Genomic DNA, 24,024 nt, shown 5'->3' on the forward strand with positions numbered 1-24,024 from the left:
CGTGGTGGAGACGGCCACGCTCGGCCGTACGCGCGTGGCGTTCGAATTCGATGGGCGCAAGGCGGCGCTGGACGTTGTGAGCGCGGCCAGCGTAGCCAATCCGCTCACGAGCGATGTGCTCTCGACGTTCCAGTGCCCGACCTCGATGCCGACGTTCAATTTAAGCGATAGCGGCCCGCCGCCGGGATTGCCGAGTGGAAAGGTCCCGTTGCCCGCGGACGCATCGCGTCAGTCGCGCTAACCAAGTTAAACATGCGAACCAAGTAAGGAACCATTCGATGACCTTCGCGTTGACCGATACGCGCAGCCCAAGCACCGCGTTCGCTGCGATGCCCCTGGCCGCGCGCGTACGAGCCGCCGAGCGCGCCGCCAATCCGCTACTCGATGCCGCGCGCGGCCTGCTGCTGGCATTGGCCGATATGCCGCGCAGGCTAGATGCCGATGCCGCGGCGCAGTTGCGTCAATGTCTCGAACAAGAGGTGAGCCTCTTCGCCAAAGTGTGTTCGGCGCTCGGGCTCCGCGCTGAACATGCGAGGGCAGCCAGTTACTGTCTCTGCACGGCGCTCGATGAGGCCTCCATGCAAACGAGCTGGGGCCGCGCACAAAGCGGCGGCGTCGACTGGGAGGCGAATGGGCTGGCGGCAGTCGCGGGACATGATCGACAAGGCGGGGATCGCGTCTTCAGGCTGATCGAGGAAGCGTTGCGCGATCCTCGCGAGCACTTCGAGTTGATCGAAGTATTCCAGAACGTGCTCGATCTCGGCTTTCAGGGGCGCTGCCGCTTCGAGGCTGGCGGACGGGCCCGTTTGCAGGCGCTGCGAGAACAAGTGCATGAAGTGGTCGTCACCGGCGGATTGAGCGCGGGCGGCATCAGCCATTTCGTTCCGCCACCGCCAAGGCGATCGGTGGATCCGTGGGTTCGCCCGAAGGCGGCTCAGAGGAGACGCAGGTGGATCGTCGCCGGCGTGGTCGTCGCGTTGTTGATCGGCGCGTCGGGGTATGCCGGCGTGGATCGATGGCTCGCCTACACGCGCGACCGTAGCGCATCGGCGATGCATGATCGCTTGGCCCAATATCTCGCGAAGCATCTTCACGATGAAATCGCGGCGGGGAGCGTGATGCTGGTGAACGATGCGGGCGGCATGACGCTTTCGGTGCGGATACTCGGCATGTTCGCCTCGGGCGAAGCGGCGGCCGCGCAATGGGCGGCATCCATTGTGGGGAGCATCGGGCGCGAGCTCGTGGCCTCGAACGCTCAAACGCGTGTCGAAGTAGTGGGCTATGCGGACGGCATCCCGGCTAAAGCGGGCGATCAGCGGTCCAATCAGGCGTTGTCCGAAGCGCGAGCGTGGCAGGTCGCGCAGCGCCTTATCGCGGCGGGCGTGCCGCCGCAGCGTATCCGTGTTTCGGGAAAAGGCGATGCCGATCCGGTCGGCGACAATCGCACCGCGCAGGGACGGGCGCAGAACCGGCGCGTTGAAATCGTCGTGCGGCGCTAAGCCCGATCCGGCTTGCGGTCAGATGCGCTCGGCAGGGAACGCGAAGTGCGTCGAAGTGCGTCGAAGTGCGCGGCCGGGTAGGGGCCGCGCCGGACTTACGCGGAGCCGAGCGCCTTTTGCAGCAGCTGATCGAGTTCGGCGAACTGCGGCTCGCCCACGTAGCGCTTCAAGATCGTGCCGTTCTTGTCGACGACGAACGTCGTCGGCGTCATTTGAACATTGCCGAACACTTTCGCGGCGCTGCCGTCATCCATCGCCACCTTGAACGGCAACTGGCGCGTTTGCGTGTAGTTGACGACGTACATCGGCGCGTCGTACTTCATCGCCACGGCGACGAATTCGAGCCCGCGGCCCTTGAAGCGGTTGTACGTGTCGACCATCTGCGGCATCTCTTTGATGCACGTTTCGCAGTCGGTCGCCCAGAAGTTGATCAGATAGACCTTGCCCTTCAGGTCGGCCGTGGTCATCTTTTGCCCCGACAGCAGCGTGAAGGTCGCATCGGGGACGCGCTGGCTGCTGCCGAACGCGAAGTAGCCGGCGATCGCGATGGCGACGGCCGCCGCGGCGAACGCAAGATAGCGGACCGGGCTGGCGCGGCGGGCGGAAGAAGCGGGAGTTGGGCTCATGAATACGACCTCGTACGGGTGATCGCACTCGGCTAGGCGGACGGCTTGTCGGCAGGCGTCCGGGCGAGGCGATGCAGCGCCGCTATTTTAGCGTCATTCGCGTGGCGACGCAGAAGGCGTTGCCGGAAGCAGCGTGTTCGGCCGTGCGACGGCGCCGGCGAAGGGCTCGATGGTCCGATGGTCCGATGTCTACGCGACCCGATCGTAGATAATTCGGAGTTCGTCGTTCCCTCGGACCTAAGGCTCCCCTCGTTTATGCGTTTTCCCTTTTTCGGTGCGGGCAAAATCCCCCGCCAGCGATCGCCGGGTCGACTGGCCCCGGCGATATTGTCACGGCCTTCGCCCCTGTGGCGCCTGTCGTCGACCGTGCTTGGCGCTCTGATGGGCGTTTGCCTGGCCACGGCCTGTTCCCCGGCCTACAACTGGCGGACCGTGACCGATTCAGCCGAGGGATACTCGATCGACCTCCCGGCCAAGCCGACCATCGACGAGCGCGGCGTTGAAATTGCCGGCCGCTCCTTGCCGATGCACGTGCGCGCCGCGCATACGCAAGGTGCTGTGTTTGCGATCGCATCGATCGACTTGCCGAGCGACGACCCGCGGCTACGCCAAGCGGTGGTCGACACGCTGCGCGCCGCGCTGGCCCGCAACGTCGACGCTTCGCCGGTCGAGCGGCCCGTCCAAGTGCCGGTGTCGAGCGGGGCCAGCGAGCCTGGCGTCGAAGTGACGGCGACTGGGTCCGCCGGACAGGCGCATGAGCAGCGAACCATCCATGCATGGATAGCGGGGCGGGGGCGGCACGTGTATCAGGCGGCGATCGTCGCCGCGCACGCGCCGCCGCAGGAGCAGACTGACCAGTTTTTCGGGTCGCTGAAGCTGCAATAGGGCGGGAGCCCGTTGCTATCCGCGCACCGCGCGCGCTTGCCGATCGGGCAAACGAGCGAAAGTTCCGTCGCAAGAAACCCAGCTAATCCCCGGATTTATAGTAGGTTTTCAGGCTATCCACAGACGGTGTGGATAACTCTGTTGAGAAGTCCGCTGACCTTGGCGGAAAAGCCCGTACAGTGGGCTTCGCCTTCCGTTGCCTTCAAACGTGGCAGCTGGAAAATTATTGAAAAATCATGACCTTATGAAAGGGTGCTCGCGCACTGCCTTCAAACGATCGTCGGAGGCGCGAAAACTCGTGTATGTGCATAAGTCAAGTCTTGACAGCGATTTTTTTGAGGCGACGGCTCGACGAAGGCGCCTGGTCCGCCCAGAGACACGCCTCGTCGCGCGGCCAGCGGTGGGCTGCTACGCGCCCGACTTTACAAAGTCCGGATCGCTGAAGAATTGGTTCAGGAGGTTTTGGAAGATCGCCGCTGCGCCTTGCGACGCGGCGGGGACGGCGATCGCTCCCATCATGGATGTACGCCAGCGCCCATCCGCATGCAGAGTCTTGTCGTAGCGCACTTGCGGGCCTTGTTCGACGACGAATCGGGCCGTCAGGTGCGCATTGCCATCGTGCAGCTGCACAGCGAGCAACGTGACCTTGATCGCGGAAGCGGCGTTCGCGTCGTAGTTCCCTGAAGTGGTCAACTCGTTGCGGATTCCATCGTGCAGATAGGCACCCCACGAGCCGCGACCAGGGGCGGTGATCCGGTAGGCGCGCACCGAATTCTCGATGGTGCTCGGCTCGCCAACCGCTTCGACTCGGTAGTGGGCGCCGCGCGGAAGGCGCGACAGCGACTGCTGGTTGACGAGGCTTGCCTGATATTCTGGAAGCGGACGCGGAATCGCGCAGCCGGCGAGAACCACCGTGCACGCCGTGAGCGCCGACACGGCAAGGCATCGTGTTCCTTGCTTCGAGATTAGAGTTCGAAGCTTCATTGGGCGATGTCCGATGCTTGGTCGATTTCCGCGAGGCCTTTATCCACGGCCTGCCGGATGACCGTTGCGAACGCGTCGGCTAGAGGCGCCGGCGTCAGCCCCTTAGGCGGGTTTGTGATGCCGATCGTCGTATACAACGTATGGCGCACCTCTTGTGTTACAGGTTCGTGGCCCGGCTCGAGATAGGTGAAAGTGCAGACGTAGTCGTCACTAATGGTATTGCCGTCCAATCCGAGTGTGAGGCCCGTAGCAAAACCTTTTTGACCGGCGCGTTGACCCTCGGGCTCGACGTTGTCGATCGAGATGGCCAGTTTGCGTCCCGACGCGACCGGTTCGGCCGACACCGCACTAAAAAGTCCCGACTTCGCCAATTCCGCTTCGACGCGCGGTTTGACCGCTGTGGTCGCTCTGGCGTTGGCGACACCCTTCGTCCTAAATTCGAACAGCATCTGAATCGGCTGCGGGTCGGTCGGCTTTTTCAAACCCGACATCTGCGTTTCGCCGAGCTTGGGGTCCACATAGTGCTGCGGGGAGATACACGCCGAAAGCGAAAGTGCCCCGGCCACAGTCAAGGTGAGTGCAAGCAGTCGCTTTGCATGGGTGACGCGCACGGCAAATACCCCTTTATTGTCAGGTCTGTTATCGGCTTTATGCGCCGGCAGCCGGCTCAGAAGCGGCCGGCGATTTTGGGGACAGCGTGTGTTTTACGGCATGCGCGGCTAATTCTTGAGTTCGAATTTCACGGCGCCGCAAGCACCCGTCGGTATTGGATCGCTTCCGCAATGTGTGCCGCGCTGGGGCGTTCGGCGTCGGCTAGATCGGCGATCGATCTGGCGACTTTCAGCACCCGGTAGTAGGCCCGCGCGGACCATTGAAAGCGCTCGCAGGCCTCGCGCAGCAATGCCTCGGCCTCGGCGTCGAGCCGGCAAACGTCGTCCGCCTCTCGGCCGTCCAGGTCGCGATTGGTTTTGCCCTGGCGGGCGAGTTGGCGTTCGCGCGCCCGCGCCACGCGCGCGGCGACGACCGCGCTTGCCTCGCCGTTTTCCGCCGCGCGGGCGCTCAATTCGTTGGGCGTCAGCGCAGGCAGCTCGATTTGTATATCGATGCGGTCGACGAGCGGTCCCGACAGCTTGCGTAAGTAGCGTGCGGCGATTTCAGGCGTGCAGCGGCAACGACCGCCGGGGTCGCCGCGCCACCCGCACGGGCAAGGATTCATCGCTGCAATGAGTTGGCAAGCCGCGGGAAAATCGACCTGCAACGCGGCGCGCGAAACCGTAATGCTGCCGACTTCGAGCGGTTCGCGCAGCATCTCCAGCACATGGCGGTCGAATTCGGGCAACTCATCGAGAAACAGAACACCCAAGTGGGCGAGCGTGATCTCTCCGGGCTGCGGCGGATTGCGTCCGCCGACGAGCGCCGCCGCGCTCGACGAATGGTGCGGCGCGCGAAACGGCCGCTGTCGCCACTGCGCCGGTGAAAAACCGAGCGCACTGGCGGAGAGCAGCGCTGCGGAGCTGAGCGCTTCTTCGTCCGTCATCGGCGGCAGCAACCCTGGTAACCGTGCCGCCAGCATGGACTTGCCCGCGCCGGGCGGCCCGACCATCAGCACGTGGTGTCCGCCAGCCGCCGCGACTTCCAGCGCGCGGCGCGCGCCGTGCTGACCGATGATGTCGGCCATGTCGGGGCGTGACGCTCGTGCGTTGGCCTGCGCTGTCTGGGGCGGCGCGATCGGCGCAAGCAGGGCGTCGCGCTCGCCGCACAGATGAGCGCACAGCGAGGGCAAGTCCGCCGCCCCGAAAACGGCGACACCCGGCACGAGCGCTGCCTCGCTTGCACTGGCGGCAGGCAGATAGAGTTCGGGCAAATCGGTGGGCGCGTCGGGTGAATGAGGGGAGACGGGAGGCGAAGACGCCATCGATAGGCGAGCAACTGGATCGGCGGATCGATCGGGCGCCGCCTCCTGCCTCGATGATCCCGCCCGTGGCGGCATGTCGCGCCGGCTGCGCGCGGTGCCGCACGCCATGGCGAAAGCCCCGCGCATGGGCCGCAGCGCCCCGGTCAGCGAAAGCTCGCCGGCGAACTCTCGTTCGCCTAGCGCATCGGGCGGAATTTGCGCGCTCGCGGCGAGGATGCCTAGCGCAATGGGCAAATCGAAGCGCCCGGATTCCTTTGGCAAATCGGCCGGCGCGAGATTGACGGTGATGCGGCGAACGGGAAAGTCGAAGCCGCAATTCTGCAGCGCTGCGCGTACGCGCTCGCGGCTTTCGCGTACCTCGAGATCGGGCAGGCCGACGATCGAAAATGACGGTAACCCGTTGGCAAGATGAACTTCGACGGTTACTTCGGGCGCGCGGCCGGCAGCCGGCGCGCGCGAGCGCACCACGGCAAGCGACATGGCATCTCTCCGGATCGGACGGCATCCGAGAGGGGCCGTCATGCAGGGGCGACCGCGCTTGAGAAGGCGCGGCGCGGCAATTCGTCGTTAGGCGATGGCCCGCTTGCGTGGGCGAAGCACCGGGGCGGTGCTTGCGGGCAACTGACGGGCGTTACGACTCTTGCGATGCGGCAAGCCGCTGCTCGAGCTCGGCCACGCGGCGCTCGAGCTCTTCGAGCCGCGTGCGCGTACGCAGCAGCACTTGCGTTTGCGTATCGAATTCCTCGCGCGTGACGAGATCGAGCTTCGAGAAGCCCTGCGAGAGCATGGCCTTCACGTTGCGCTCGACGTCTTTCGCGGGCGAATTCTTCAGCAGCTCGCTCATGCGATTCTGGAAATCCTGAAAGAAATCAGTCGCTTGCTTCATTTTGCTTCCCCTTCATTGCACAAAAAATGTGCAGCCGTGTTCTCAACTCGCGCCGATGACGCACGAATGACCGAACTTGGTGCGAGACCGGGCGCGCGCTCGTGCATGGACGAGCGCCGTTGGTGCGTACCCCGATTGCGAGGCGTGCGGACACTCTAGCAACGATCACGGGGCCACGCCAGCACGGCAGGCCGTCGTTAGCCGTTCGGCCGGCTTCGCCCCCCTTCTCGCGCCGACGCGCAATCGCCCGTTGGATACCGCATGGCACGACTGTTGCTTTTTGTGGCCGCACGATTCGGGGGCTGGCGCCCGAGGCCGGCCAAGAGTCCGGCGCGGCGCCCGGCGACACAGTTTTCGCAACGAACAGAGGGACTTTCATGAAGCTCATTACCGCAATCATCAAGCCGTTCAAGCTCGATGAAGCGCGCGAGGCGTTGTCGGCGATCGGCGTGTCGGGCATTACCGTCACCGAAGTAAAGGGCTTCGGCCGCCAGAAAGGCCACACCGAGCTCTATCGCGGCGCCGAGTACGTCGTCGACTTTCTGCCCAAGGTCAAGATCGAAGCCGCCGTCTCGGACGACATCGTGGATCAAGCGATCGAGGCGATCGAACGCGCGGCCCGCACGGGCAAGATCGGCGACGGCAAGATCTTCGTCACGCCGATCGAGCAAGTGATCCGCATCCGCACCGGGGAAACGGGCGCAGACGCCCTGTAATTCGACATTCGAAATTCGAAGACATAGCGACATAGAGGAAACCGAAGATGCGCAAACTATTGATGTCCTTGGCGATGGCCGCCTCGCTGCTGGCGGGCGGCATCGGAGCCGCGCTCGCCGACGACGCTGCGTCGGCCCCGGCGGCCGCCGCAGCATCGGCGCCTGCCGCCGACGCGCAAGCGAGCGCCCCCGCGGCCGCGGCTGCGTCCACGCCCGCGGCGGACACCCAAACGAGCGCCGCCTCGGCCGCTAGCGCGCCCGATGCATCGGCTGCCGCCGCGGCAGCAGCGCCTGCCGCACCGACCGCCCCGTTCTCGGTCGACTCCTCCAAGATCAGCTCGGGCGACACCGCCTGGATGCTGACTTCCACCGCGCTCGTGCTGTTCATGACGATCCCGGGCCTCGCGCTGTTCTACGGCGGCATGGTCCGCAAGAAGAACGTCCTGGCCACGGTGATGCAAAGCTTCGCCATCACCTGCGCCGTCACGTTGATTTGGACGGTGATCGGCTACAGCCTCGCCTTTACGCCGGGCAACGGCTTCATCGGCGGCTTCTCGCGCGTGCTCCTGTCCGGGATGAACTACATCAAGGGCGACAAGGCGACGACGCTGACGGTTAGCCATCTCGCGACGACGATCCCCGAGACCGTCTACTTCGTCTATCAGATGACGTTCGCGATCATCACGCCGGCCCTGATCACGGGCGCGTTCGCCGATCGCATGAAGTTCTCGGCGATGCTCGTGTTCATGTCGCTGTGGTCGATTCTCGTCTACTCGCCGATCGCGCACATGGTCTGGGAACCGACGGGCTGGCTCTCGTCCGCCGGTATTCTCGATTTCGCCGGCGGCACGGTCGTTCACATCAACGCCGGTATCGCGGGCCTCGTCTGCGCTCTGGTGCTCGGCAAGCGCGTCGGCTACGGCCGTGAAGCAATGGCGCCGCACAACCTCGTGCTGACGCTGATGGGCGCGGCCATGCTGTGGGTGGGCTGGTTCGGCTTCAACGCCGGCTCGGCCGTCGCGGCCGACGGCCGTGCGGGCTTCGCGATGCTGACGACGCAAGTGGCCACGGCCTGCGCGGCGCTTGGCTGGATGTTCGTCGAATGGATCGCCAAGGGTAAGCCTTCGGCGCTGGGCATCGCATCGGGCGCCGTCGCCGGCCTCGTGGCGATCACGCCGGCCTCGGGCTTCGTCGGCGTCGGCGGTTCGATCGCCATCGGTTTCATCGCCGGCGGCGTCTGCTTCTGGTCGGCCACGTGGCTCAAGATGAAGCTCGGCTACGACGATTCGCTCGATTGCTTCGGCGTGCACGGCGTGGGCGGGATCATCGGCGCGCTGCTCACCGGCATCTTCGCGGTCAAGGACATCGGCGGTTTCGATGGCAGCCTCATCCTGCAAGCGAAGGGCGTCCTGACGACGGTCATCTACAGCGGCGTACTGAGCTACGTCCTGCTCAAAGTCATCGATCTCGTGATCGGCCTGCGCGTGGCCGAGGAAGAAGAGCGCGAAGGTCTCGACGTGGTGCTGCACGGCGAGCACGTCGAATAATCGAGACGGGCCGCCGACGTGCCCGGCGGGCTTACCCGCCGGCGCGCGCGAGCGGCGCCTCATCCGTATCGAATCTAAGCGCAGCGACTTTTGCCCGCCTTTCGGCGGGCTTTTTTATTGGTGCGCCCGGCACTCCCGTGCTAGAACGACCATATCCGCTATCGGGTCAATAGAAACCGCCCTGCCCGAATGCCCTTGCGTTCGGCCGGACCACCCCCAAATCGGCAGGGCAATTGCTCTACAATCTTTTTCTCCCCTGTTCATCGAGTTATCAATGGTTCCGCACCTAGTTACGGCGTTAAATGGTCCTCTGCTCGATCTCGAGCGGAGAATCCTCGACGCCACGCCGGCGATCGAGCGGTGGTTCCGGCTCGAATGGCAGGAGCACACGCCCCCGTTCTATTGTTCGGTCGATCTGCGCAACGCCGGTTTCAAGCTCGCCCCGGTCGACACGAATCTCTTTCCGGGCGGCTTCAACAATTTGCCGAACGAGGTGCTGCCCCTCGCCGTGCAAGCCGCGATGGCCGCGATCGAAAAGATCTGCCCCGACGCGAAGAACCTGCTCGTGATTCCGGAGCGGCACACGCGCAACGCGTTTTACCTCGAAAACGTCGCGCGCCTGGCCATGATCATGCGGCAGGCGGGATTGAACGTCCGGTTCGGCACGCTCGACGAGAACATCGTCGGCCCGGTGACCATCCCCTTGGCGGACGGGCAAAAAATCGTCCTCGAGCCGCTCGAGCGCACGCAGCGCCGGCTCGGCCTGAAGAATTTCGATCCCTGCTCGATTCTGCTGAACAACGATCTGTCGGCGGGACTGCCGCCCGTGCTGGAAAACCTGCACGAGCAGTACTTGCTGCCGCCGCTGCATGCGGGCTGGGCTGTACGCCGCAAGTCGACGCACTTCTCGTGCTACGACGACGTCGCGAAGAAATTCGCCAAGCTCGTCGAGATCGATCCGTGGATGGTCAATCCGTACTTCGCCCACGTCGAGGGCGTCGACTTCGAAGCGCGCACGGGCGAAGAGGCGTTGGCCGACTCGATCGACGCAGTCATCAAGAAGATCGCGCGCAAGTACCGCGAGTACGGGATCACCGAAAAGCCGTATGTCGTCATCAAGTCCGATGCCGGCACCGACGGGCGCGGCGTGATGACCGTGCACGATGCATCGGAGGTGGCCAACCTCACGAAGGGCGAGCGCTCGCGCATGTCGGCCACCAAGGACGGGCTGCAGGTGCACGACGTCATCGTGCAGGAGGGCGTCTATACGTTCGAGCGTATCGGCGAGGAGGTGGCGGAACCCGTCGTGTACATGATCGACCGTTATGTCGTGGGCGGCTTCTACCGCGTGCACGGCAGCCGCGAGCGCGATCAGAATCTGAACGCGCCCGGCATGCATTTCGTGCCGCTCGGGTTCGAGCACACGGCGTTGCCCGATGCGCACGCCAAGCCCGGTGCGGCGCCTCCCAACCGGTTCTACATGTACGGCGTGGTGGCGCGGCTCGCGCTGCTCGCCGCGTCGGTCGAACTCGAGAAGACGGACCCGGAAGCAATCCAGGTCTGATGGCCTCGGCCCGCGCGGTCGACGTCGACATTTCAACGAATGGGGAGCCCGTATTCGGGCAGGGGTTTCATGGACATTCTTTTCATCGCCGATCCGCTCGCGCACTTCAAGATCTACAAGGACTCGACCTACGCGATGATGGCCGAGGCCGCGCGCCGAGGCCACGTCGTCTACGCGTGCGAGCCGAAGCATCTGGCCTGGACCTCGGCCCACGTGGAAGCGACGGTGCGCCGTGTCGACATCGTGGGCGACACGGCCGACCTGCACCGCCACCCGTGGCACGAAAACGGCCCGCACGAGCATCGCAAGCTGACGTCGTTCGGCGCGATTCTGATGCGCAAGGACCCGCCGTTCGACATGGAATACGTCACGTCCACCTGGCTGCTCGAACTGGCGGAGCGCGAGGGCGCGCGCGTGTTCAACAAACCGCAGACGATTCGCGATCACTCGGAAAAACTGGCGATCGGCGAATTCCCGCAATTCGTCTCGCCCACGCTCGTGACGCGCGACGCGGCACGGCTGCGCGCGTTTCACGCGGAGCATGGCGACATCATTCTGAAGCCGCTCGACGGCATGGGCGGCATGGGCGTGTTCCGCGTCACGCGCGAGGGCATGAACCTGGGTTCGATCATCGAAATGCTCAGCCATGACGGCGTGCGCTCGGTGATGGCGCAGAAGTTCATCCCCGAAATCTCCGAGGGCGATAAGCGCATCTTGCTGATCGGCGGGCAGAGCGTGCCGTTTTCGCTCGCACGCATCCCGCAGGGCGGGGAAGTGCGCGGCAACCTCGCGGCGGGCGGGCTCGGCGTCGCCAAGCCGCTCAGCGCGCGCGATCGCGAGATCGCCGATACCCTCGCCCCCGTGCTGGGCGCCCGGGGCCTGCTGCTCGTCGGGCTCGACGTGATCGGCGATTGGTTGACCGAAGTGAACGTGACGAGTCCAACTTGCTTTCGCGAAATCATGGATCAAACGGGCTTCGACGTCGCAGCGATGTTCGTCGACGCGCTCGAACGGGCGGTGGCCTGATCCAGACCCGCCCCGGGCGAGCTCTCCATTCGACGGAAAACGGGCCTGCTACAATGAACGTTTCCTGAGACGGTTCGCTCGCAAGCGGTGCGAAAGGAGCGCGAAAGGCGCGGCAGCCATGCCGCGGCTGGCGCTCGCGCGCCGCGGCGTGCTCGCACCCGGCAAGCGCGGCCGTTCGGATCCGGCCCTATGCGGCGCTTTTCGTTGCAAGACTGACATGGCAGGCATATTGATCATCGCGCACGCGCCGCTCGCTTCGGCGTTGAAAGAATGCGTCGCGCATATCTACGGCGGGTTGCCCGCCCGCATCGGCGCGATCGACGTGCTGCCCGACAGCGATCCTGTGCAGGTGGTCGCGTTGGCGCATAGCGAGATCGAGCGCTTGCGGGAGGACAACGGCACCCTCGTGCTGACCGACATGTTCGGCGCGACGCCCGCCAATATCGCGAGCCGCCTTGCGACGACGCCCGGCGTGCGGGTGCTCGCCGGGGTCAATTTGCCGATGCTCGTGCGCGGCGTCTGCTACCGGGCCTGCGAGCTCGATACGCTCGTCGAAAAGGCGCTCGCGGGCGCGGGCAAGGGCATCCATGCGATTGGGCCGCTCGTCGCTCCGGGCCAGGACGGCAAGGCGCAGGGCGACGCCGAGTGCACCGCGCCCGGCGTACCGGTCATTGCATCGTGCCCCGGGGCGAGCACGGGCGAAACCGGGGGGCAACCGCCCAGTGCGTCCGGCGCCGAGCACTGATACCGAATCTCCTCTCTTCGCTTTTCAGGACGAGCACACATGCTTCAGAAAGATACGACGATCGTCAATAAATTGGGTTTGCATGCACGTGCGTCGGCCAAGCTCACTCAGCTTGCCGGCAATTACCAAGCGGAGATCTGGATGACGCGCAACGGGCGCAGAATCAACGCCAAGAGCATCATGGGGGTGATGATGTTGGCGGCCGGCATCGGCAGCACGGTGACGATCGAGACGGAAGGCCCCGACGAGCAGGACGCGATGGATGCGTTGCTCAAACTCATCGCCGACAAATTTGGCGAAGGACAATGAGTGCTCGAGTTAGGCTCGCGTCCGCCACGACGCGTCGCCCCAAGTGAGGAACGCGCCGCGGCTTGCCGCGGCGTTTTCATTTCGCGGCGATGGGCCGCACGCGGTGTTCCGGGGCGCGTGCATGTGCATTCGCCGCCTTGTTCGCCCTCGGCCATGCTGCACCGCACGCAGTCAGGGGTCACCTCTGGAATCTATAATCTCGCGTTAGGGTCATAGCACTCATTTGCAGCGGTTCTTTTCGGCATCACACAATTCTAGGAGGTAGGCGTGTCGTTCTCGCTGCATGGAATTCCGGTGTCACGCGGCATCGCGATCGGGCGCGCTTATCTCATCGCGCCTGCAGCGCTGGACGTCGATCACTATCTCGTCGAACCGCCGCAGATCGAAGGCGAGGTCGAGCGCTTGCGCGCCGCCTTGAAGGCCGTGCAGAGCGAGCTCGACCGCTTGAGCGAGGATCTTTCGGCGGACGCGCCGAGCGAAGTGGGGGCGTTCATCAACGTCCACACGATGATCCTGAACGACGCGATGCTCGTCCAAGAGACGATGGACCTCATTCGCACGCGGCGCTACAACGTCGAGTGGGCGCTGACCGAGCAGCTCGAACGGCTTTCGCGCCACTTCGACGACATCGAGGACGAGTACTTGCGCGAGCGCAAGGCCGACGTGCAGCAAGTGGTCGAGCGCATTTTGAAGGCGCTCGCCGGCGCCCCGTCGGCGGCCGCGCTCGTCGACGGCGCGAACGCGCACGCGGGCGACGACATGATCGTCGTCGCGCACGACATCTCGCCGGCCGACATGCTGCAGTTCAAGACGCAAACGTTCCAAGGCTTCGTGACCGATTTGGGCGGCCGCACATCGCACACGGCAATCGTCGCGCGCAGCCTCGGCATTCCTGCTGCCGTGGGCGTGCAGCACGCGAGCGCGCTGATCCGCCAGGACGACTTGATCATCGTCGACGGCGATCACGGCATCGTCATCGTCGATCCCGCGCCGATCGTGCTCGAGGAGTATTCGTATCGGCAAAGCGAAAAGCTGCTCGAACAAAAGAAACTGCAGCGGCTCAAGTTCTCGCCGACGCAGACGCTGTGCGGCACGAAGATTTCCCTCCTGGCGAACATCGAGCTGCCCGAGGACTCACGCTCGGCCGTCGAGGCCGGGGCGGTCGGCGTGGGCCTATTCCGCACCGAGTTCCTTTTCATGAATCACAAGGATCGGCTGCCGGAGGAAGAGGAGCAATTCGAAGCCTACAAGCGGGCCGTCGAACTGATGGGCGGCTTGCCGGTGACTATCCGCACGATCGACGTCGGCGCCGACAAGCCGCTCGACGCGATCGGCGTCGACGGCTACGAGAGTGCGCCGAACCCGGCGCTCGGCCTGCGCGCGATTCGCTGGAGCTTGTCCGAGCCGCAGATGTTCCTGACGCAGCTGCGTGCGATCTTGCGCGCCTCGGCGTACGGCCAGGTGAAAATCCTCGTGCCGATGCTGGCCCACGCTCAGGAAATCGATCAAACGCTCGATCTCATCCGTGAGGCGAAACGCCAGCTCGACGACGCCGGCATGCCGTACGATCCGGGCGTGCGCATTGGCGCGATGATCGAGATTCCCGCTGCCGCGATCGCGTTGCCGCTGTTCTTGAAGCGCGTCGATTTTCTGTCGATCGGAACGAACGATCTGATTCAATACACGCTGGCGATCGATCGCGCGGATAACGCCGTCGCGCATCTGTACGATCCGCTGCATCCGGCCGTGCTTCATTTGATCGCTTTCACGCTGCGGGAAGCCAAGCGTGCCGGCGTGCCGGTATCGGTGTGCGGAGAGATGGCCGGCGATCCCCAACTCACGCGTCTTCTGCTGGGCATGGGGCTCACCGAATTCTCGATGCACCCGAGCCAGCTGCTGCTCGTGAAGCAGGAGATCCTGCGCGCCAATCTATCGGCGTTGGAGAAACCCGCCGCCGACGTGCTGGCCGCATTCGAGCCGGAGGAAGTGCAAGCCGCGCTAAGGTGTCTGGCTCAGGCTTGAGCCGCGGTCCGCGCAAACGGGACAGTCGCGCTGACGCGCGATTTTCATCGTCGTCCATTCCATCCGCAGCGAATCGAGCATCATGAGCCGGCCCGTGAGGGTCTGGCCCATGCCGCCGATCACGCGCAGCGCCTCGGCCGCCTGCATCGCGCCGATGATGCCGACGGTCGGCGCGAAGACACCCATCGTCGAGCAAGCCACTTCTTCGAACGGCTGATCCTCGGGAAAGACGCACGCGTAGCAGGGCGATGCCTCGTCGCGGAAGTCGAACGTGCTGATCTGTCCGTCGAAACGCAACGCCGCGCCCGATACCAGCGGTATCCCGTGCGCAACGCATGCGCGGTTGATCGCATGGCGCGTCGCAAAGTTGTCGGTGCAATCGAGCACGACGGTGGCGGTGGGGACGTGCGCGTCGAGCCAGGCATCGTCGACGCGCTCATCGACGGTACGCACGCGTACCTCCGGGTTCAGCCGTTCGATGGCCTCGCGGCCCGATTCGACTTTCTTGCGTCCCACCGACGCCGTGACGTGCAGAATCTGTCGCTGAAGGTTGGTGAGGTCGACCGAATCGCCATCGACGAGCGTCAACGTACCGACGCCCGCCGCGGCGAGATACATGGCGGCCGGCGAGCCGAGGCCGCCCGCGCCGACGACGATCGCATGCGCATCGAGAAAGCGTTGCTGCGCTTCGATGCCGATCTCGTCGACGAGGATATGGCGGGAGTAGCGGAGAAGCTGATCGTCGTTCATGGCGGCGCGCAGGGGAAAGAACGCGTGCGTGGGCGCCGAGAGGCGGCGCCTTCGCCCCGATGCCCCATTCGCGCGGACAGCGGCGCGGGGGCAGGAAAGGAGCGAAGGCTGGCCGGGTGCGGCGGGGTTACTTGCTCGGCGCGGAAGCGGCCTGGGCCGGCGACGCCGGCTTGACGGCGACAGGCGCCGAGGCCGAACGCGGCGGCTTGTTCTCGGCGAGCTTGCGCTCGGTGATCGACTTCGACAGCTGCACCTGCTTGCCTTCGAGCTTGTTCAAGGCTTGCTGGAGCATGAAATCGTCGGCCGAGCCGAATTCGACCGGCTTGCGATCGCGATCCTTCGCGCGCTGCTCGGGCGTCTTCTTGTCGTTTTGCTCTTCGAGCTGCTGAAGCTGCTGCAGACGATCCTTCTCGCGCTGCTCTTGCTCCTTCTTCTCGTTCGGATCTTGCGTGTTGGCGAGGTGATTCGAGTAGTCGACCTCGCGCGTGACGAGCGCGTCGTCCGGATCGCCTTCGGCGTATTGGTCGACCGGGACGTCGGGGCGAATCCCCTTGTTCTGGATCGAACGGCCGCTCGGCGTGTAGTAGTAAGCCGTCGTCAGACGCAGCGCCGTGTCCGACGTCAGCGGACGCACGGTTTGCACGGAGCCCTTGCCGAACGTCGTCTTGCCCATGATCAACGCGCGATGTTGATCCTGCAGGGCGCCCGCGACGATTTCGGAAGCCGACGCCGAATAGGCGTTCGTCAGCACAATCATCGGCACGGTCTTATAGACGGCCGGCAGGTTCTTCAGCGGATCGGAGTCGAACGACGGCAAGCGATAGTTATCGTACGTGTCGCGGTAGATCTGCTTCGAATCGGCGATCTGGCCGTTCGTGGAGACGACGACCGAATCGGGCGGCAAGAACGCGCCGGCCACGCCGACGGCGCTCTGCAGCAGGCCGCCGCCGTTGTTGCGCAGATCGACCACGAGGCCCTTCAGATTCGGCTGCTCGCGCGCGATGTCGCCGAGCTTGGCCGCGAGATCGGGCACGGTGCGCTCTTGGAAGCTCGTAATGCGCACGTAAGCATAGCCGGGGGCCAGCACCTTCGTCTTGACGCTTTGCACGCGGATGATCGCGCGCGTGACCGTGACGGGGAACGTGCGGTCGTCGCTCTTGCGGAAGATCGTGAGCGTGACCTTCGTGCCCGGTTCGCCGCGCATCTGCTTGACGGCGGCGTCGAGCGTCATGCCGCGCACGGGCTTGTCGTTGATGCGCGTGATGAGATCGCCCGGACGGATTCCGGCATGGAACGCGGGCGTGTCTTCGATCGGCGAAATGACCTTGATGAGGCCGTCTTCCTGCGAGATCTCGATCCCGAGCCCCGCGAACCGGCCCTTCGTCTGCTCTTGCAGCTCTTGGTAATCGGTCTTGTCGAGATAGGACGAGTGCGGATCGAGGCTCGAAACCATGCCCTTGATCGCCTCGGTCAGCAGCTTCTTGTCGTCGACCGGCACGACGTAGTCGTGCTTGATCTGCCCGAACACCTCGGCGAAGAGACGCAACTGATCGAGCGGCAACGGCGCCGTGGCTTGCTGTTGCGCGGCGGCGGAGAATTGCAGCGTCGCAAAAACGCCGGTGGCGAGGCCAGCGGCGATCAAGCCGATGTTCTTGAGTTTCGTGCGCATAGAGTCTGGTGCGGTCGGGAAACGGGGTGTGAGCGCCGAGGGCGAAGGACGGTCAAGTATAACTGCTCGACCGGGTAGCGGGCGGCGAGCGCGATCGACGCGGCCGGAAATTGGACCGGCGCCGGGGCGATCGGTTCGGTTCAGCAGCGGACGGGCGCGGCCAAAGCGCCTGTCCGCTCGAGTTCGGACGGCGCGTCAGCCGGCCTTGCCTTGCTTGGCCACGGCGGCCTGCGCCGCGGCGATCGCCGCTTGGTCGCCCAAGTAGTAGTGGCGGATCGGCTTCAAGTTTTCGTCGAGTTCGTAGACGAGCGGTACGCCGTTCGGAATGTTCAAGCCGACGATGTCGCTGTCGGAAATGCCGTCCAGATACTTGATCAGCGCGCGCAGCGAATTGCCGTGCGCGGCGATGAGCACCTTTTTCCCGCCCTTGAGCGCCGGGGCGATCGATTCGTTCCAGACCGGCAGCACGCGCGCGACCGTGTCCTTCAGGCACTCGGTGAGCGGCAGTTCGGCGCGCGGCACCTTGGCGTAGCGCGGATCGTCGTAGGACGCGCGCAAATCGGTCGGCTCGAGCGCGGGCGGCGGCGTATCGTAGCTGCGGCGCCAGACCAGCACTTGTTCGTCGCCGTATTTGGCCGCCGTTTCGGCCTTGTTCAGCCCGGCGAGCGCGCCGTAGTGACGCTCGTTCAGGCGCCAGGAGTGGACGACGGGGATATACATCAGATCCATCTGGTCCTGCACGTGCCAGAGCGTGCGGATCGCGCGTTTGAGGACCGACGTGTAGGCGATGTCGAACGTGTAGCCGGCTTCCTTGAGCAGAAGGCCCGCTTGAGCGGCTTCGCGATTGCCTTGCTCGGTGAGGTCGACGTCGACCCAGCCGGTGAAACGGTTTTCCTTGTTCCACGTCGATTCGCCGTGGCGGATGAGAACGAGCTTGTGCATGATTTCGGTCGGTAGTGAGGAAGCGCTTGGCAGCGAAGGCGCTGGCCGAACGGACGAGCGCCATCGCGTCAAACGGTTATTTTATAATGGCCGGATTGCCCGTTTGTTTTTATTCACTTTTGGCGGATACCCGTGACGTTTTTCACCGATTACACCAACCTCGTGCTGCTCGCGGCCTTCGTGATCTCGGGCGCGCTGCTGCTCTGGCCGGTCATCGCCGGGCGCGGCCGCGGCGGCCTGTCCACCGCCGAGGCGACGCAGCTCATCAACCGCCGCAACGCGATCGTCGTCGATCTGCGCACGGCGGCCGACTACACGGCCGGCCACTTGCCGGCGGCCCGGCACGTCGCGCTCGACGAGCTTCAAGCAAAAATCGGCCAAATCGCGAAGAATAAGGCTACGCCGGTATTGCTCGTCTGTCAGACGGGGCAGCAGTCGAACAAGGCGTCGCACATCGTTCAGGCGGCGGGCTATACCGAGGTCCACGTGCTGCAAGGCGGGTTGAACGCCTGGCAGCAAGCCGGCATGCCGGTCGTCAAGTAAGGAGTGCGAGAGTGAATTCCGTCGTCATGTACAGCACGCAGGTGTGTCCGTATTGCCAGATGGCCGAACGTCTGTTGAAGTCGCGCGGCGTTCAGCATATCGAAAAAGTCCTGATCGACAAGGACCCGGCCCGTCGCGAGGAAATGATGACGCGCACCGGGCGCCGCACGGTGCCGCAGGTGTTCATCGGCGATACGCACGTCGGCGGATACGACGATCTGTCCGCGCTCGACCGCGCCGGCGGCTTGCTGCCGCTGCTCGGCCAGGCGCAGTAACAGGCAGGACGAGGCCGGCCGCGCGAGCGTCGCGGCCCCGTTCACCGCAACGCTTTCAAGGCTATGCGCCCGAGTTTCGGCTCGGCGCCACCCGCACGCAGGCGGCCGTTAGCCAACGGCCGCGGCGCCATTCATCCACGGAGTCACCATGTCGGACCAGAACAATCAGCCGTTCTTCAACATTCAGCGCGTCTATCTGAAGGATTTGTCGCTCGAGCAGCCCAATTCGCCCGCCATCTTCCTCGAGCAGGATATGCCGTCGGTCGAAGTCGAAGTCGACGTCAAGGCCGAGCGTCTGGCCGAAAGCATCTTCGAAATCATCGTGACGGGCACGGTGACGGCCAAGGTGAACGACAAGGTGGCGTTCCTCATCGAAGCCAAGCAGGCCGGCATCTTCGATATCCGCAACATTCCCGACGAGCAGATCGATCCGCTCGTCGGCATCGCTTGCCCAACCATCATCTTCCCGTACCTGCGTTCGAACATCGCCGATGCGATTACGCGCGCCGGCTTCCCGCCGATCCATTTGGCGGAAATCAACTTCCAAGCGCTCTACGAGCAGCGTCTGGCGCAAATGAGCGCCCAGCAGGAAGGCGGCGCGGCAGCGGGCGCCACGCAGCATTGAGCGCACGAGAGCGGGGCCGTTCATGAAGGTTGCCGTACTCGGGGCCGGGGCGTGGGGCACCGCGCTCGCGGCGCATCTCGCCCCCAAGCACGACACGGTGCTCTGGGCGCGCGATGCGGCGCTCGTCGCCGAGCTTGCGGCCAAGCGCGAGAATACGCATTACCTCGGCGGCGTCGCTTTGCCGGGCGCGCTGCGTTATGAAGCGAATTTGGCGGCTGCGCTTGCGCATGCGGCCGACGACGCGGCGCTCGTCGTGGTGGCGACGCCGGTGGCCGGATTGCGGGCGCTGTGCCGCGCCATGCGAGATGAGGCGCGGTGCGTGCCCGCGCACTTCGTCTGGGTGTGCAAGGGGTTCGAGGCCGATTCGCAGTTGTTGCCGCATCAGGTCGTCGCGACCGAACTCGCCGGACATGCGAGCAACGGTGTTCTTTCCGGGCCGAGCTTCGCCCGAGAGGTCGCACAGGGCTTGCCGGTCGCATTGACGGTCGCCAGCGCGTCGGCTGCTTGCCGCGAGCGGACGCTGTCGGCGTTTCATCACGGGGCGATGCGCATCTATACGGGCGACGATGTCATCGGCGTGGAAGTGGGCGGCGCGGTCAAGAACGTGCTGGCGATCGCGACGGGCATCGCCGACGGGCTCGCGCTCGGGATGAACGCGCGCGCGGCCCTGATCACGCGCGGGCTGGCCGAAATGTCGCGCCTGGGCGCGGCGCTTGGCGGCCGCGCCGAAACGTTCACGGGCTTGACGGGCCTCGGCGATCTGATCCTCACGGCCACCGGCGATCTGTCTCGCAATCGCACGGTGGGCTTGCAGTTGGCGCAGGGTCGTACGCTCGACGATATTCTCGGCGGGCTTGGCCACGTTGCCGAGGGCGTGCGCTGCGCGAAGGCCGTGCTGGCGATCGCGCGGGCACACGGTGTCGATGTGCCGATCACGCAAGCGGTGTGCGCGGTGCTGTTCGAGGGCGTGGCGCCCCGCGACGCCGTCGATGCGCTGCTGCGCCGCGACGCACGCGCCGAATCGCCGGGCGCGAAGCCCTCGGCGAGTTGAATGGCGACGCGCGAACGCTTTCGCGCGCGTCGCGGTTAGGACCGTCATCGCCGCACCGTCTCTTCCCCGAATTTCACCCGGATCGTCTTCGCCTGCTCCGGCGAGGCCATGCTGCGCCTATACGACGCCGAGTTCACCCGAGCTCAGGCGCCGCCTTCGAAGCCGGCCTGACGCCACGCCTCGAATACGACCACGGCGACTGTATTCGAGAGGTTCATGCTGCGGTTGCCGGGCCGCATCGGCAACCGTACGCGCTGCTCGTTCGGAAAGCGCTCCAGCAACGAGGCCGGCAGCCCGCGCGTTTCGGCGCCGAACACGAACCAATCGTCCGGCGAAAAACGCAGATCGTGAAAGCGCCCTGACCCCCGTGTCGTAAAGGCGAACATGCGGGCAGGGTCGGGGGCCTCGCCGGCGATGAGGGAATCCCAGTCCTTATGCACGCGCATCTGCGCGTACTCGTGATAGTCCAGGCCGGCGCGACGCATTTTCGTGTCGTCGAGCGGAAAGCCGAGCGGCTCGACGAGGTGCAGTCGAGCCCCCGTGTTGGCGCACAGACGAATGACGTTGCCGGTGTTCGGCGGAATTTCGGGTTCGACGAGAACGACGTTGAACATGATGGCTATACGACTAAGAGAAACGGGATCAGTCTTGCGGCGTGCGCAGCGCGACGAAGTTCGTCACGCGTCGAGCGCCCGCCGCCTTCAAGGTGCGCGCGGCGGCCTCGAGCGTCGCGCCCGACGTCATGACGTCGTCGACGAGGCCGATGTGCAAGCCGCGCACGCGCCGCGTGACGCGAAACGCCGTGGCCACGTTGTGCCGGCGCGCGTCTCGGTCGAGCCGCGACTGCTGCGCGGTATCGACGACGCGCCGCAGCAACGTCGGTTCGGCTGCTACGCCGAGGGCCCGGGCGAGCGGACGAGCGATCTCCCAGGCCTGGTTGAACCCGCGCGCAACGAGCCGCGCGTGCGCGAGCGGCATCGGCGCGACGATATCCGGCGGCCGCGCACTGCATTCATGATCTTCGGCCAGGCGCGCAAGCCGCTTGCCGAACTCGCGGGCCACGGCTAGCCGCGAGTGAAACTTCAGTCCCAACGCCAGCCGCTCGAGCGGTGGCCGGTAATCGGCCAAGGCGAGCGTCGCATCGAACGGCGGCGGCGTACGCGTGCATGCGGCGCAACGATATCGGTCCGAGCCGGCGCGCCGAACGCGCGGTCCAGGCAGCGGCAGGGCGCAGACCTGGCATCGCAGCCGGGGCTCGTTCCAATAGGCGGCATCGCAGTTCCGGCAGATTGGGCCTTGCGGCAATTCGCCGCAAGATAGACCGCAAAGCAGACAGTTGCGCGGCAGCGCCGCGCCGGCCAGGCGCCGCGCGAGCGGCTTCAGCCGCCCGCAAGCGCGAAGCAGGCGGCCATGAGCCCGCATAGGGCCGACGGGAATCGGGCTTGCCGGTGGGCTCGGTGCATGCGCCATGTGTGCCTTCCTCGCTGGACGGATCGAGGCGAGCGAGTATACTTCGGGCTCCTCGCTCGTTCGACCGCCATGTCTCCTACTTCCGCAAAGTCCGGCCGTCCGGCCTACGATTCCCGACTTGTGCGGCGCATTTTCGATCGCCGTGCGGCGCAGTTCGGCGAAGTGGCGTTTCTGCCGCGCGAGATTTCGCAGCGGATGCGCGAGCGGCTCGACTATATCAAAGCAAGCCCGTCGAGCGTGCTCGATGCCGGCTGCGGCCTGGGCGACGATCTCCCCTTGCTGCGCGAGCGCTTTCCCGAAACGCCGCTCGTTGGCGTCGATCTGTCACATGCGATGTTGCTGCGCGCGCAGCCTCGAGCCGTGAGCGATCCGGGCTGGCGCCGTCTGCTGCCGGCCGCGCTGCAGCGCTCGCTGGGCGTGCGCGGGCCGCGTTTGGCGCAAGCCGATTTCGCGGCGCTGCCTTTCGCCGACGGCGCGTTCGATTTCATCTGGTCGAACTTGGCGCTGCACTGGCATTCCCAGCCTGATCGCGTCTTGCCCGAATGGCAGCGCGTACTGAAGCCCAATGGCCTGCTGATGTTCAGCACGCTCGGGCCCGACACCTTGCGCGAACTGCGCGGCGCTTACGCCGAGGTGGAAGCGGCGCACGGAGCGAGCGCCACCGCGCATGTGATCGACTTCGTCGACATGCACGATCTGGGCGATATGCTCGTCGAAAGCGGGTTCGAGATCCCCGTGATGGACCAGGAAACGCTGACGATCACCTACCGGTCGCCCCAATCGCTGCTCGCCGATGTGCGCCGCTGGGGCGCGTACCCGCATCGGCTCGACGGCGCGAGCGACGCCTTGGGTACGCGGCGTGCGCGGCGCTTGCATGCGGCGCTGTGCGAGGCGCTGCAGGCGCGGCGACAAGCGGATGGCGCGATTGCGCTCACCTTCGAGGTGATCTACGGACACGCCTGGAAAGCGGTGCCGCGCACGACGGCCGACGGTCACGCCATCGTGCGGGTGGAGGACATCGGCCGTCGGCGTCCGAGCTAGGACGATGCGCGTCGAAGCGTCGCACCGAAAAAATTCGCCCTGCGACGCTTTGTCGCGGAAGGTAAAGTCCCCATCCGTTATGGTCGAAATCAGTAAGCGAGACGACGCGCGAAAGCGCGGGTAAAAGCGCGCAAAGGCTTGTCGCGCCTGGCTTTTCGGCCGATAGCCGTTTGCTTGTGGATGCCATTGAACGCGCCTATAATGCGTCAGTTTGTCGCCCGGGGGTCCCCACACCACGGGGCGACGGGCCCCAAAAAGCGCGGTGTGTTGACGGCATGCGCGGGAGGCGGCGGTGGCAGCGACAACCCTGCGAACGGAAGCGGAGCCGGTCGTTCGAGATTGGCTGATGAAACGCAATTGCTCGGTTTCGCCGCGGCAGTTTGTTTTGTTCTATGCGTCTTTGGCCTTGTTTTCGACGGTCATCGCCGCCTCGCTTCTCGTGCGCGGCGCGTGGCCGGTCTTACCGTTCACCGGTATCGAGTTGCTGGTGGTCGGCGTTGCGTTTGTGATTTACGCGCGTCATGCGGTCGATTACGAGCGCATCCGGCTCTACCCGAACCGGCTCGTGATCGAACAAGTGAGCGCGCAGCGGGTGACGCAGTTCGAATTCAATCCGCGCTGGGTGCGGATCGAGCACGGGGCGTCGCCGCGCGATCCGGTCAAGGTCGTATCGCGCGGGCAAACGGTCGTGGTCGGCGTGCATCTCGCGCATTACCGGCGCGCGCCGTTCGCGAACGAGCTGCGGGCGGCGCTGGCGCGGTGCGGTTGAGTCGAATCGGCCGAACGTCAAGCGGGGGCGAGGGTTTGAATGGAAATTTTGGGTAAGGAAGCTATGAAAACAATCAAGCGAGCCCTCATGGGCGTGCTGGCGTCGTGCGGGCTGCTCAGCGCGCATGCCGCCTTGGCAGTCGGCGATAGTCCGGGCGGCCCCGCC

The 24,024-nt window shown here is 65.1% G+C and carries 26 protein-coding genes; 16 read left to right on the forward strand and 10 right to left on the reverse strand.

Annotation, left to right across the window (positions count from 1 at the left end):
- Positions 1 to 241, forward strand: a 241-nt coding sequence (locus tag ACTHNR_RS26580; protein WP_440551819.1) for a hypothetical protein, incomplete at its 5' end; no start/stop codon positions are given.
- Between the two features lie 37 nt (positions 242 to 278).
- Positions 279 to 1,499 (forward strand): type IVB secretion system protein IcmH/DotU, encoded by a 1,221-nt coding sequence (gene icmH / locus ACTHNR_RS26585; protein ID WP_440551821.1) that lies wholly within the window; start codon positions 279 to 281, stop codon positions 1,497 to 1,499.
- A gap of 95 nt (positions 1,500 to 1,594) precedes the next feature.
- On the opposite strand, the gene ACTHNR_RS26590 is transcribed toward icmH, so the two are convergent.
- Positions 1,595 to 2,125 carry a TlpA disulfide reductase family protein gene (locus tag ACTHNR_RS26590; RefSeq protein ID WP_440551823.1) on the reverse strand — a complete coding sequence of 177 codons (531 nt, stop codon included), beginning with the start codon at positions 2,123 to 2,125 and terminating at the stop codon, positions 1,595 to 1,597.
- 381 nt (positions 2,126 to 2,506) lie between these two features.
- Between ACTHNR_RS26590 and ACTHNR_RS26595 the strand changes: the two genes are divergently transcribed.
- Entirely contained in the window at positions 2,507 to 3,010 is a 504-nt protein-coding gene (locus tag ACTHNR_RS26595) for a hypothetical protein (RefSeq protein ID WP_440551825.1), read from the forward strand.
- 408 nt (positions 3,011 to 3,418) lie between these two features.
- On the opposite strand, the gene ACTHNR_RS26600 is transcribed toward ACTHNR_RS26595, so the two are convergent.
- The 4 genes from ACTHNR_RS26600 to ACTHNR_RS26615 form a co-directional block, all read right to left on the reverse strand.
- Complete coding sequence (locus ACTHNR_RS26600) at positions 3,419 to 3,946, reverse strand: hypothetical protein (RefSeq protein WP_440551827.1); 528 nt, start codon at positions 3,944 to 3,946, stop codon at positions 3,419 to 3,421.
- A gap of 44 nt (positions 3,947 to 3,990) precedes the next feature.
- Positions 3,991 to 4,512: a hypothetical protein gene (locus tag ACTHNR_RS26605; RefSeq protein WP_440551829.1), complete on the reverse strand. Its 522-nt coding sequence runs from the start codon at positions 4,510 to 4,512 to the stop codon at positions 3,991 to 3,993.
- Between the two features lie 221 nt (positions 4,513 to 4,733).
- Positions 4,734 to 6,389 (reverse strand): YifB family Mg chelatase-like AAA ATPase, encoded by a 1,656-nt coding sequence (locus ACTHNR_RS26610; RefSeq protein WP_440551831.1) that lies wholly within the window; start codon positions 6,387 to 6,389, stop codon positions 4,734 to 4,736.
- 151 nt (positions 6,390 to 6,540) lie between these two features.
- A complete protein-coding gene (locus tag ACTHNR_RS26615) occupies positions 6,541 to 6,795 on the reverse strand; it encodes an accessory factor UbiK family protein (protein WP_440551833.1) in 255 nt (84 codons plus the stop codon).
- A 377-nt stretch (positions 6,796 to 7,172) separates the two neighbouring features.
- Between ACTHNR_RS26615 and ACTHNR_RS26620 the strand changes: the two genes are divergently transcribed.
- From ACTHNR_RS26620 to ptsP, 7 genes are all read left to right on the forward strand, one after another.
- A complete protein-coding gene (locus ACTHNR_RS26620) occupies positions 7,173 to 7,511 on the forward strand; it encodes a P-II family nitrogen regulator (protein ID WP_020566534.1) in 339 nt (112 codons plus the stop codon).
- 47 nt (positions 7,512 to 7,558) lie between these two features.
- Positions 7,559 to 9,058 (forward strand): ammonium transporter, encoded by a 1,500-nt coding sequence (locus ACTHNR_RS26625; protein WP_440551835.1) that lies wholly within the window; start codon positions 7,559 to 7,561, stop codon positions 9,056 to 9,058.
- Positions 9,059 to 9,332: 274 nt separating this feature from the next.
- On the forward strand, positions 9,333 to 10,622 hold the full coding sequence (gshA, locus tag ACTHNR_RS26630) for a glutamate--cysteine ligase (protein ID WP_440551837.1): 1,290 nt from the start codon (positions 9,333 to 9,335) through the stop codon (positions 10,620 to 10,622).
- A gap of 69 nt (positions 10,623 to 10,691) precedes the next feature.
- Positions 10,692 to 11,648 carry a glutathione synthase gene (gshB, locus tag ACTHNR_RS26635; protein WP_440551839.1) on the forward strand — a complete coding sequence of 319 codons (957 nt, stop codon included), beginning with the start codon at positions 10,692 to 10,694 and terminating at the stop codon, positions 11,646 to 11,648.
- A gap of 217 nt (positions 11,649 to 11,865) precedes the next feature.
- Positions 11,866 to 12,393 carry a PTS sugar transporter subunit IIA gene (locus ACTHNR_RS26640; RefSeq protein ID WP_440551842.1) on the forward strand — a complete coding sequence of 176 codons (528 nt, stop codon included), beginning with the start codon at positions 11,866 to 11,868 and terminating at the stop codon, positions 12,391 to 12,393.
- A gap of 39 nt (positions 12,394 to 12,432) precedes the next feature.
- The gene (locus tag ACTHNR_RS26645; RefSeq protein WP_440551844.1) at positions 12,433 to 12,702 is read left to right on the forward strand and encodes an HPr family phosphocarrier protein; all 270 of its coding nucleotides are present in this window, start codon (positions 12,433 to 12,435) and stop codon (positions 12,700 to 12,702) included.
- 267 nt (positions 12,703 to 12,969) lie between these two features.
- On the forward strand, positions 12,970 to 14,724 hold the full coding sequence (gene ptsP / locus ACTHNR_RS26650; RefSeq protein WP_440551847.1) for a phosphoenolpyruvate--protein phosphotransferase: 1,755 nt from the start codon (positions 12,970 to 12,972) through the stop codon (positions 14,722 to 14,724).
- Here the strand turns inward: ptsP and ACTHNR_RS26655 are convergent.
- From ACTHNR_RS26655 to gpmA, 3 genes are all read right to left on the reverse strand, one after another.
- Positions 14,701 to 15,474 carry a HesA/MoeB/ThiF family protein gene (locus ACTHNR_RS26655; RefSeq protein WP_440551850.1) on the reverse strand — a complete coding sequence of 258 codons (774 nt, stop codon included), beginning with the start codon at positions 15,472 to 15,474 and terminating at the stop codon, positions 14,701 to 14,703. The two genes, ptsP and ACTHNR_RS26655, sit on opposite strands and share 24 nt — an antisense overlap.
- 127 nt (positions 15,475 to 15,601) lie before the next feature.
- Positions 15,602 to 17,143 (reverse strand): S41 family peptidase, encoded by a 1,542-nt coding sequence (locus tag ACTHNR_RS26660; RefSeq protein ID WP_440551851.1) that lies wholly within the window; start codon positions 17,141 to 17,143, stop codon positions 15,602 to 15,604.
- A 195-nt stretch (positions 17,144 to 17,338) separates the two neighbouring features.
- Entirely contained in the window at positions 17,339 to 18,085 is a 747-nt protein-coding gene (gene gpmA / locus ACTHNR_RS26665) for a 2,3-diphosphoglycerate-dependent phosphoglycerate mutase (RefSeq protein ID WP_440551853.1), read from the reverse strand.
- Between the two features lie 132 nt (positions 18,086 to 18,217).
- Here gpmA and ACTHNR_RS26670 point away from each other — a divergent pair, with 132 nt between their 5' ends.
- The 4 genes from ACTHNR_RS26670 to ACTHNR_RS26685 all read left to right on the forward strand — a co-directional run bounded on the left by ACTHNR_RS26670 (position 18,218) and on the right by ACTHNR_RS26685 (position 20,579).
- Complete coding sequence (locus ACTHNR_RS26670; protein WP_440551855.1) at positions 18,218 to 18,628, forward strand: rhodanese-like domain-containing protein; 411 nt, start codon at positions 18,218 to 18,220, stop codon at positions 18,626 to 18,628.
- A gap of 11 nt (positions 18,629 to 18,639) precedes the next feature.
- Positions 18,640 to 18,903, forward strand: a complete 264-nt coding sequence (gene grxC, locus ACTHNR_RS26675) for a glutaredoxin 3 (protein ID WP_440551856.1) — start codon at positions 18,640 to 18,642, stop codon at positions 18,901 to 18,903.
- 148 nt (positions 18,904 to 19,051) lie between these two features.
- Positions 19,052 to 19,528, forward strand: coding sequence for a protein-export chaperone SecB (gene secB / locus ACTHNR_RS26680; protein ID WP_440551857.1), 477 nt, complete (start codon positions 19,052 to 19,054; stop codon positions 19,526 to 19,528).
- Positions 19,529 to 19,550: 22 nt separating this feature from the next.
- Positions 19,551 to 20,579 (forward strand): NAD(P)H-dependent glycerol-3-phosphate dehydrogenase, encoded by a 1,029-nt coding sequence (locus ACTHNR_RS26685; protein WP_440551859.1) that lies wholly within the window; start codon positions 19,551 to 19,553, stop codon positions 20,577 to 20,579.
- 143 nt (positions 20,580 to 20,722) lie between these two features.
- Here the strand turns inward: ACTHNR_RS26685 and trmL are convergent, their stop codons facing one another.
- Positions 20,723 to 21,193 (reverse strand): tRNA (uridine(34)/cytosine(34)/5-carboxymethylaminomethyluridine(34)-2'-O)-methyltransferase TrmL, encoded by a 471-nt coding sequence (gene trmL, locus ACTHNR_RS26690; protein WP_440551861.1) that lies wholly within the window; start codon positions 21,191 to 21,193, stop codon positions 20,723 to 20,725.
- A gap of 28 nt (positions 21,194 to 21,221) precedes the next feature.
- Entirely contained in the window at positions 21,222 to 22,001 is a 780-nt protein-coding gene (locus ACTHNR_RS26695; RefSeq protein WP_440551870.1) for a ComF family protein, read from the reverse strand.
- A gap of 117 nt (positions 22,002 to 22,118) precedes the next feature.
- Between ACTHNR_RS26695 and ACTHNR_RS26700 the strand changes: the two genes are divergently transcribed.
- Both ACTHNR_RS26700 and ACTHNR_RS26705 read left to right on the forward strand, forming a co-directional pair.
- Positions 22,119 to 23,090 carry a methyltransferase domain-containing protein gene (locus tag ACTHNR_RS26700; RefSeq protein ID WP_440551863.1) on the forward strand — a complete coding sequence of 324 codons (972 nt, stop codon included), beginning with the start codon at positions 22,119 to 22,121 and terminating at the stop codon, positions 23,088 to 23,090.
- 346 nt (positions 23,091 to 23,436) lie between these two features.
- Complete coding sequence (locus ACTHNR_RS26705; protein WP_440551866.1) at positions 23,437 to 23,859, forward strand: DUF2244 domain-containing protein; 423 nt, start codon at positions 23,437 to 23,439, stop codon at positions 23,857 to 23,859.
- The last annotated feature ends 165 nt before the right edge of the window (positions 23,860 to 24,024 follow it).

Origin of the sequence: Trinickia sp. (genome assembly GCF_051954495.1) — a bacterium.
In the GTDB taxonomy this organism is placed as follows: Bacteria; Pseudomonadota; Gammaproteobacteria; order Burkholderiales; family Burkholderiaceae; genus Trinickia.

Coding starts and splice junctions, on each gene's coding strand:
- icmH (WP_440551821.1), top strand. CDS start 279: ATGACCTTCGCGTTGACCGATACGCGCAGCCCAAGCACCGCGTTCGCT.
- ACTHNR_RS26590 (WP_440551823.1), bottom strand. CDS start 2,125: ATGAGCCCAACTCCCGCTTCTTCCGCCCGCCGCGCCAGCCCGGTCCGC.
- ACTHNR_RS26595 (WP_440551825.1), top strand. CDS start 2,507: ATGGGCGTTTGCCTGGCCACGGCCTGTTCCCCGGCCTACAACTGGCGG.
- ACTHNR_RS26610 (WP_440551831.1), bottom strand. CDS start 6,389: ATGTCGCTTGCCGTGGTGCGCTCGCGCGCGCCGGCTGCCGGCCGCGCG.
- ACTHNR_RS26615 (WP_440551833.1), bottom strand. CDS start 6,795: ATGAAGCAAGCGACTGATTTCTTTCAGGATTTCCAGAATCGCATGAGC.
- ACTHNR_RS26620 (WP_020566534.1), top strand. CDS start 7,173: ATGAAGCTCATTACCGCAATCATCAAGCCGTTCAAGCTCGATGAAGCG.
- ACTHNR_RS26625 (WP_440551835.1), top strand. CDS start 7,559: ATGCGCAAACTATTGATGTCCTTGGCGATGGCCGCCTCGCTGCTGGCG.
- gshA (WP_440551837.1), top strand. CDS start 9,333: ATGGTTCCGCACCTAGTTACGGCGTTAAATGGTCCTCTGCTCGATCTC.
- gshB (WP_440551839.1), top strand. CDS start 10,692: ATGGACATTCTTTTCATCGCCGATCCGCTCGCGCACTTCAAGATCTAC.
- ACTHNR_RS26640 (WP_440551842.1), top strand. CDS start 11,866: ATGGCAGGCATATTGATCATCGCGCACGCGCCGCTCGCTTCGGCGTTG.
- ACTHNR_RS26645 (WP_440551844.1), top strand. CDS start 12,433: ATGCTTCAGAAAGATACGACGATCGTCAATAAATTGGGTTTGCATGCA.
- ACTHNR_RS26655 (WP_440551850.1), bottom strand. CDS start 15,474: ATGAACGACGATCAGCTTCTCCGCTACTCCCGCCATATCCTCGTCGAC.
- ACTHNR_RS26660 (WP_440551851.1), bottom strand. CDS start 17,143: ATGCGCACGAAACTCAAGAACATCGGCTTGATCGCCGCTGGCCTCGCC.
- gpmA (WP_440551853.1), bottom strand. CDS start 18,085: ATGCACAAGCTCGTTCTCATCCGCCACGGCGAATCGACGTGGAACAAG.
- secB (WP_440551857.1), top strand. CDS start 19,052: ATGTCGGACCAGAACAATCAGCCGTTCTTCAACATTCAGCGCGTCTAT.
- ACTHNR_RS26685 (WP_440551859.1), top strand. CDS start 19,551: ATGAAGGTTGCCGTACTCGGGGCCGGGGCGTGGGGCACCGCGCTCGCG.
- trmL (WP_440551861.1), bottom strand. CDS start 21,193: ATGTTCAACGTCGTTCTCGTCGAACCCGAAATTCCGCCGAACACCGGC.
- ACTHNR_RS26695 (WP_440551870.1), bottom strand. CDS start 22,001: ATGCGGGCTCATGGCCGCCTGCTTCGCGCTTGCGGGCGGCTGAAGCCG.
- ACTHNR_RS26700 (WP_440551863.1), top strand. CDS start 22,119: ATGTCTCCTACTTCCGCAAAGTCCGGCCGTCCGGCCTACGATTCCCGA.
- ACTHNR_RS26705 (WP_440551866.1), top strand. CDS start 23,437: ATGAAACGCAATTGCTCGGTTTCGCCGCGGCAGTTTGTTTTGTTCTAT.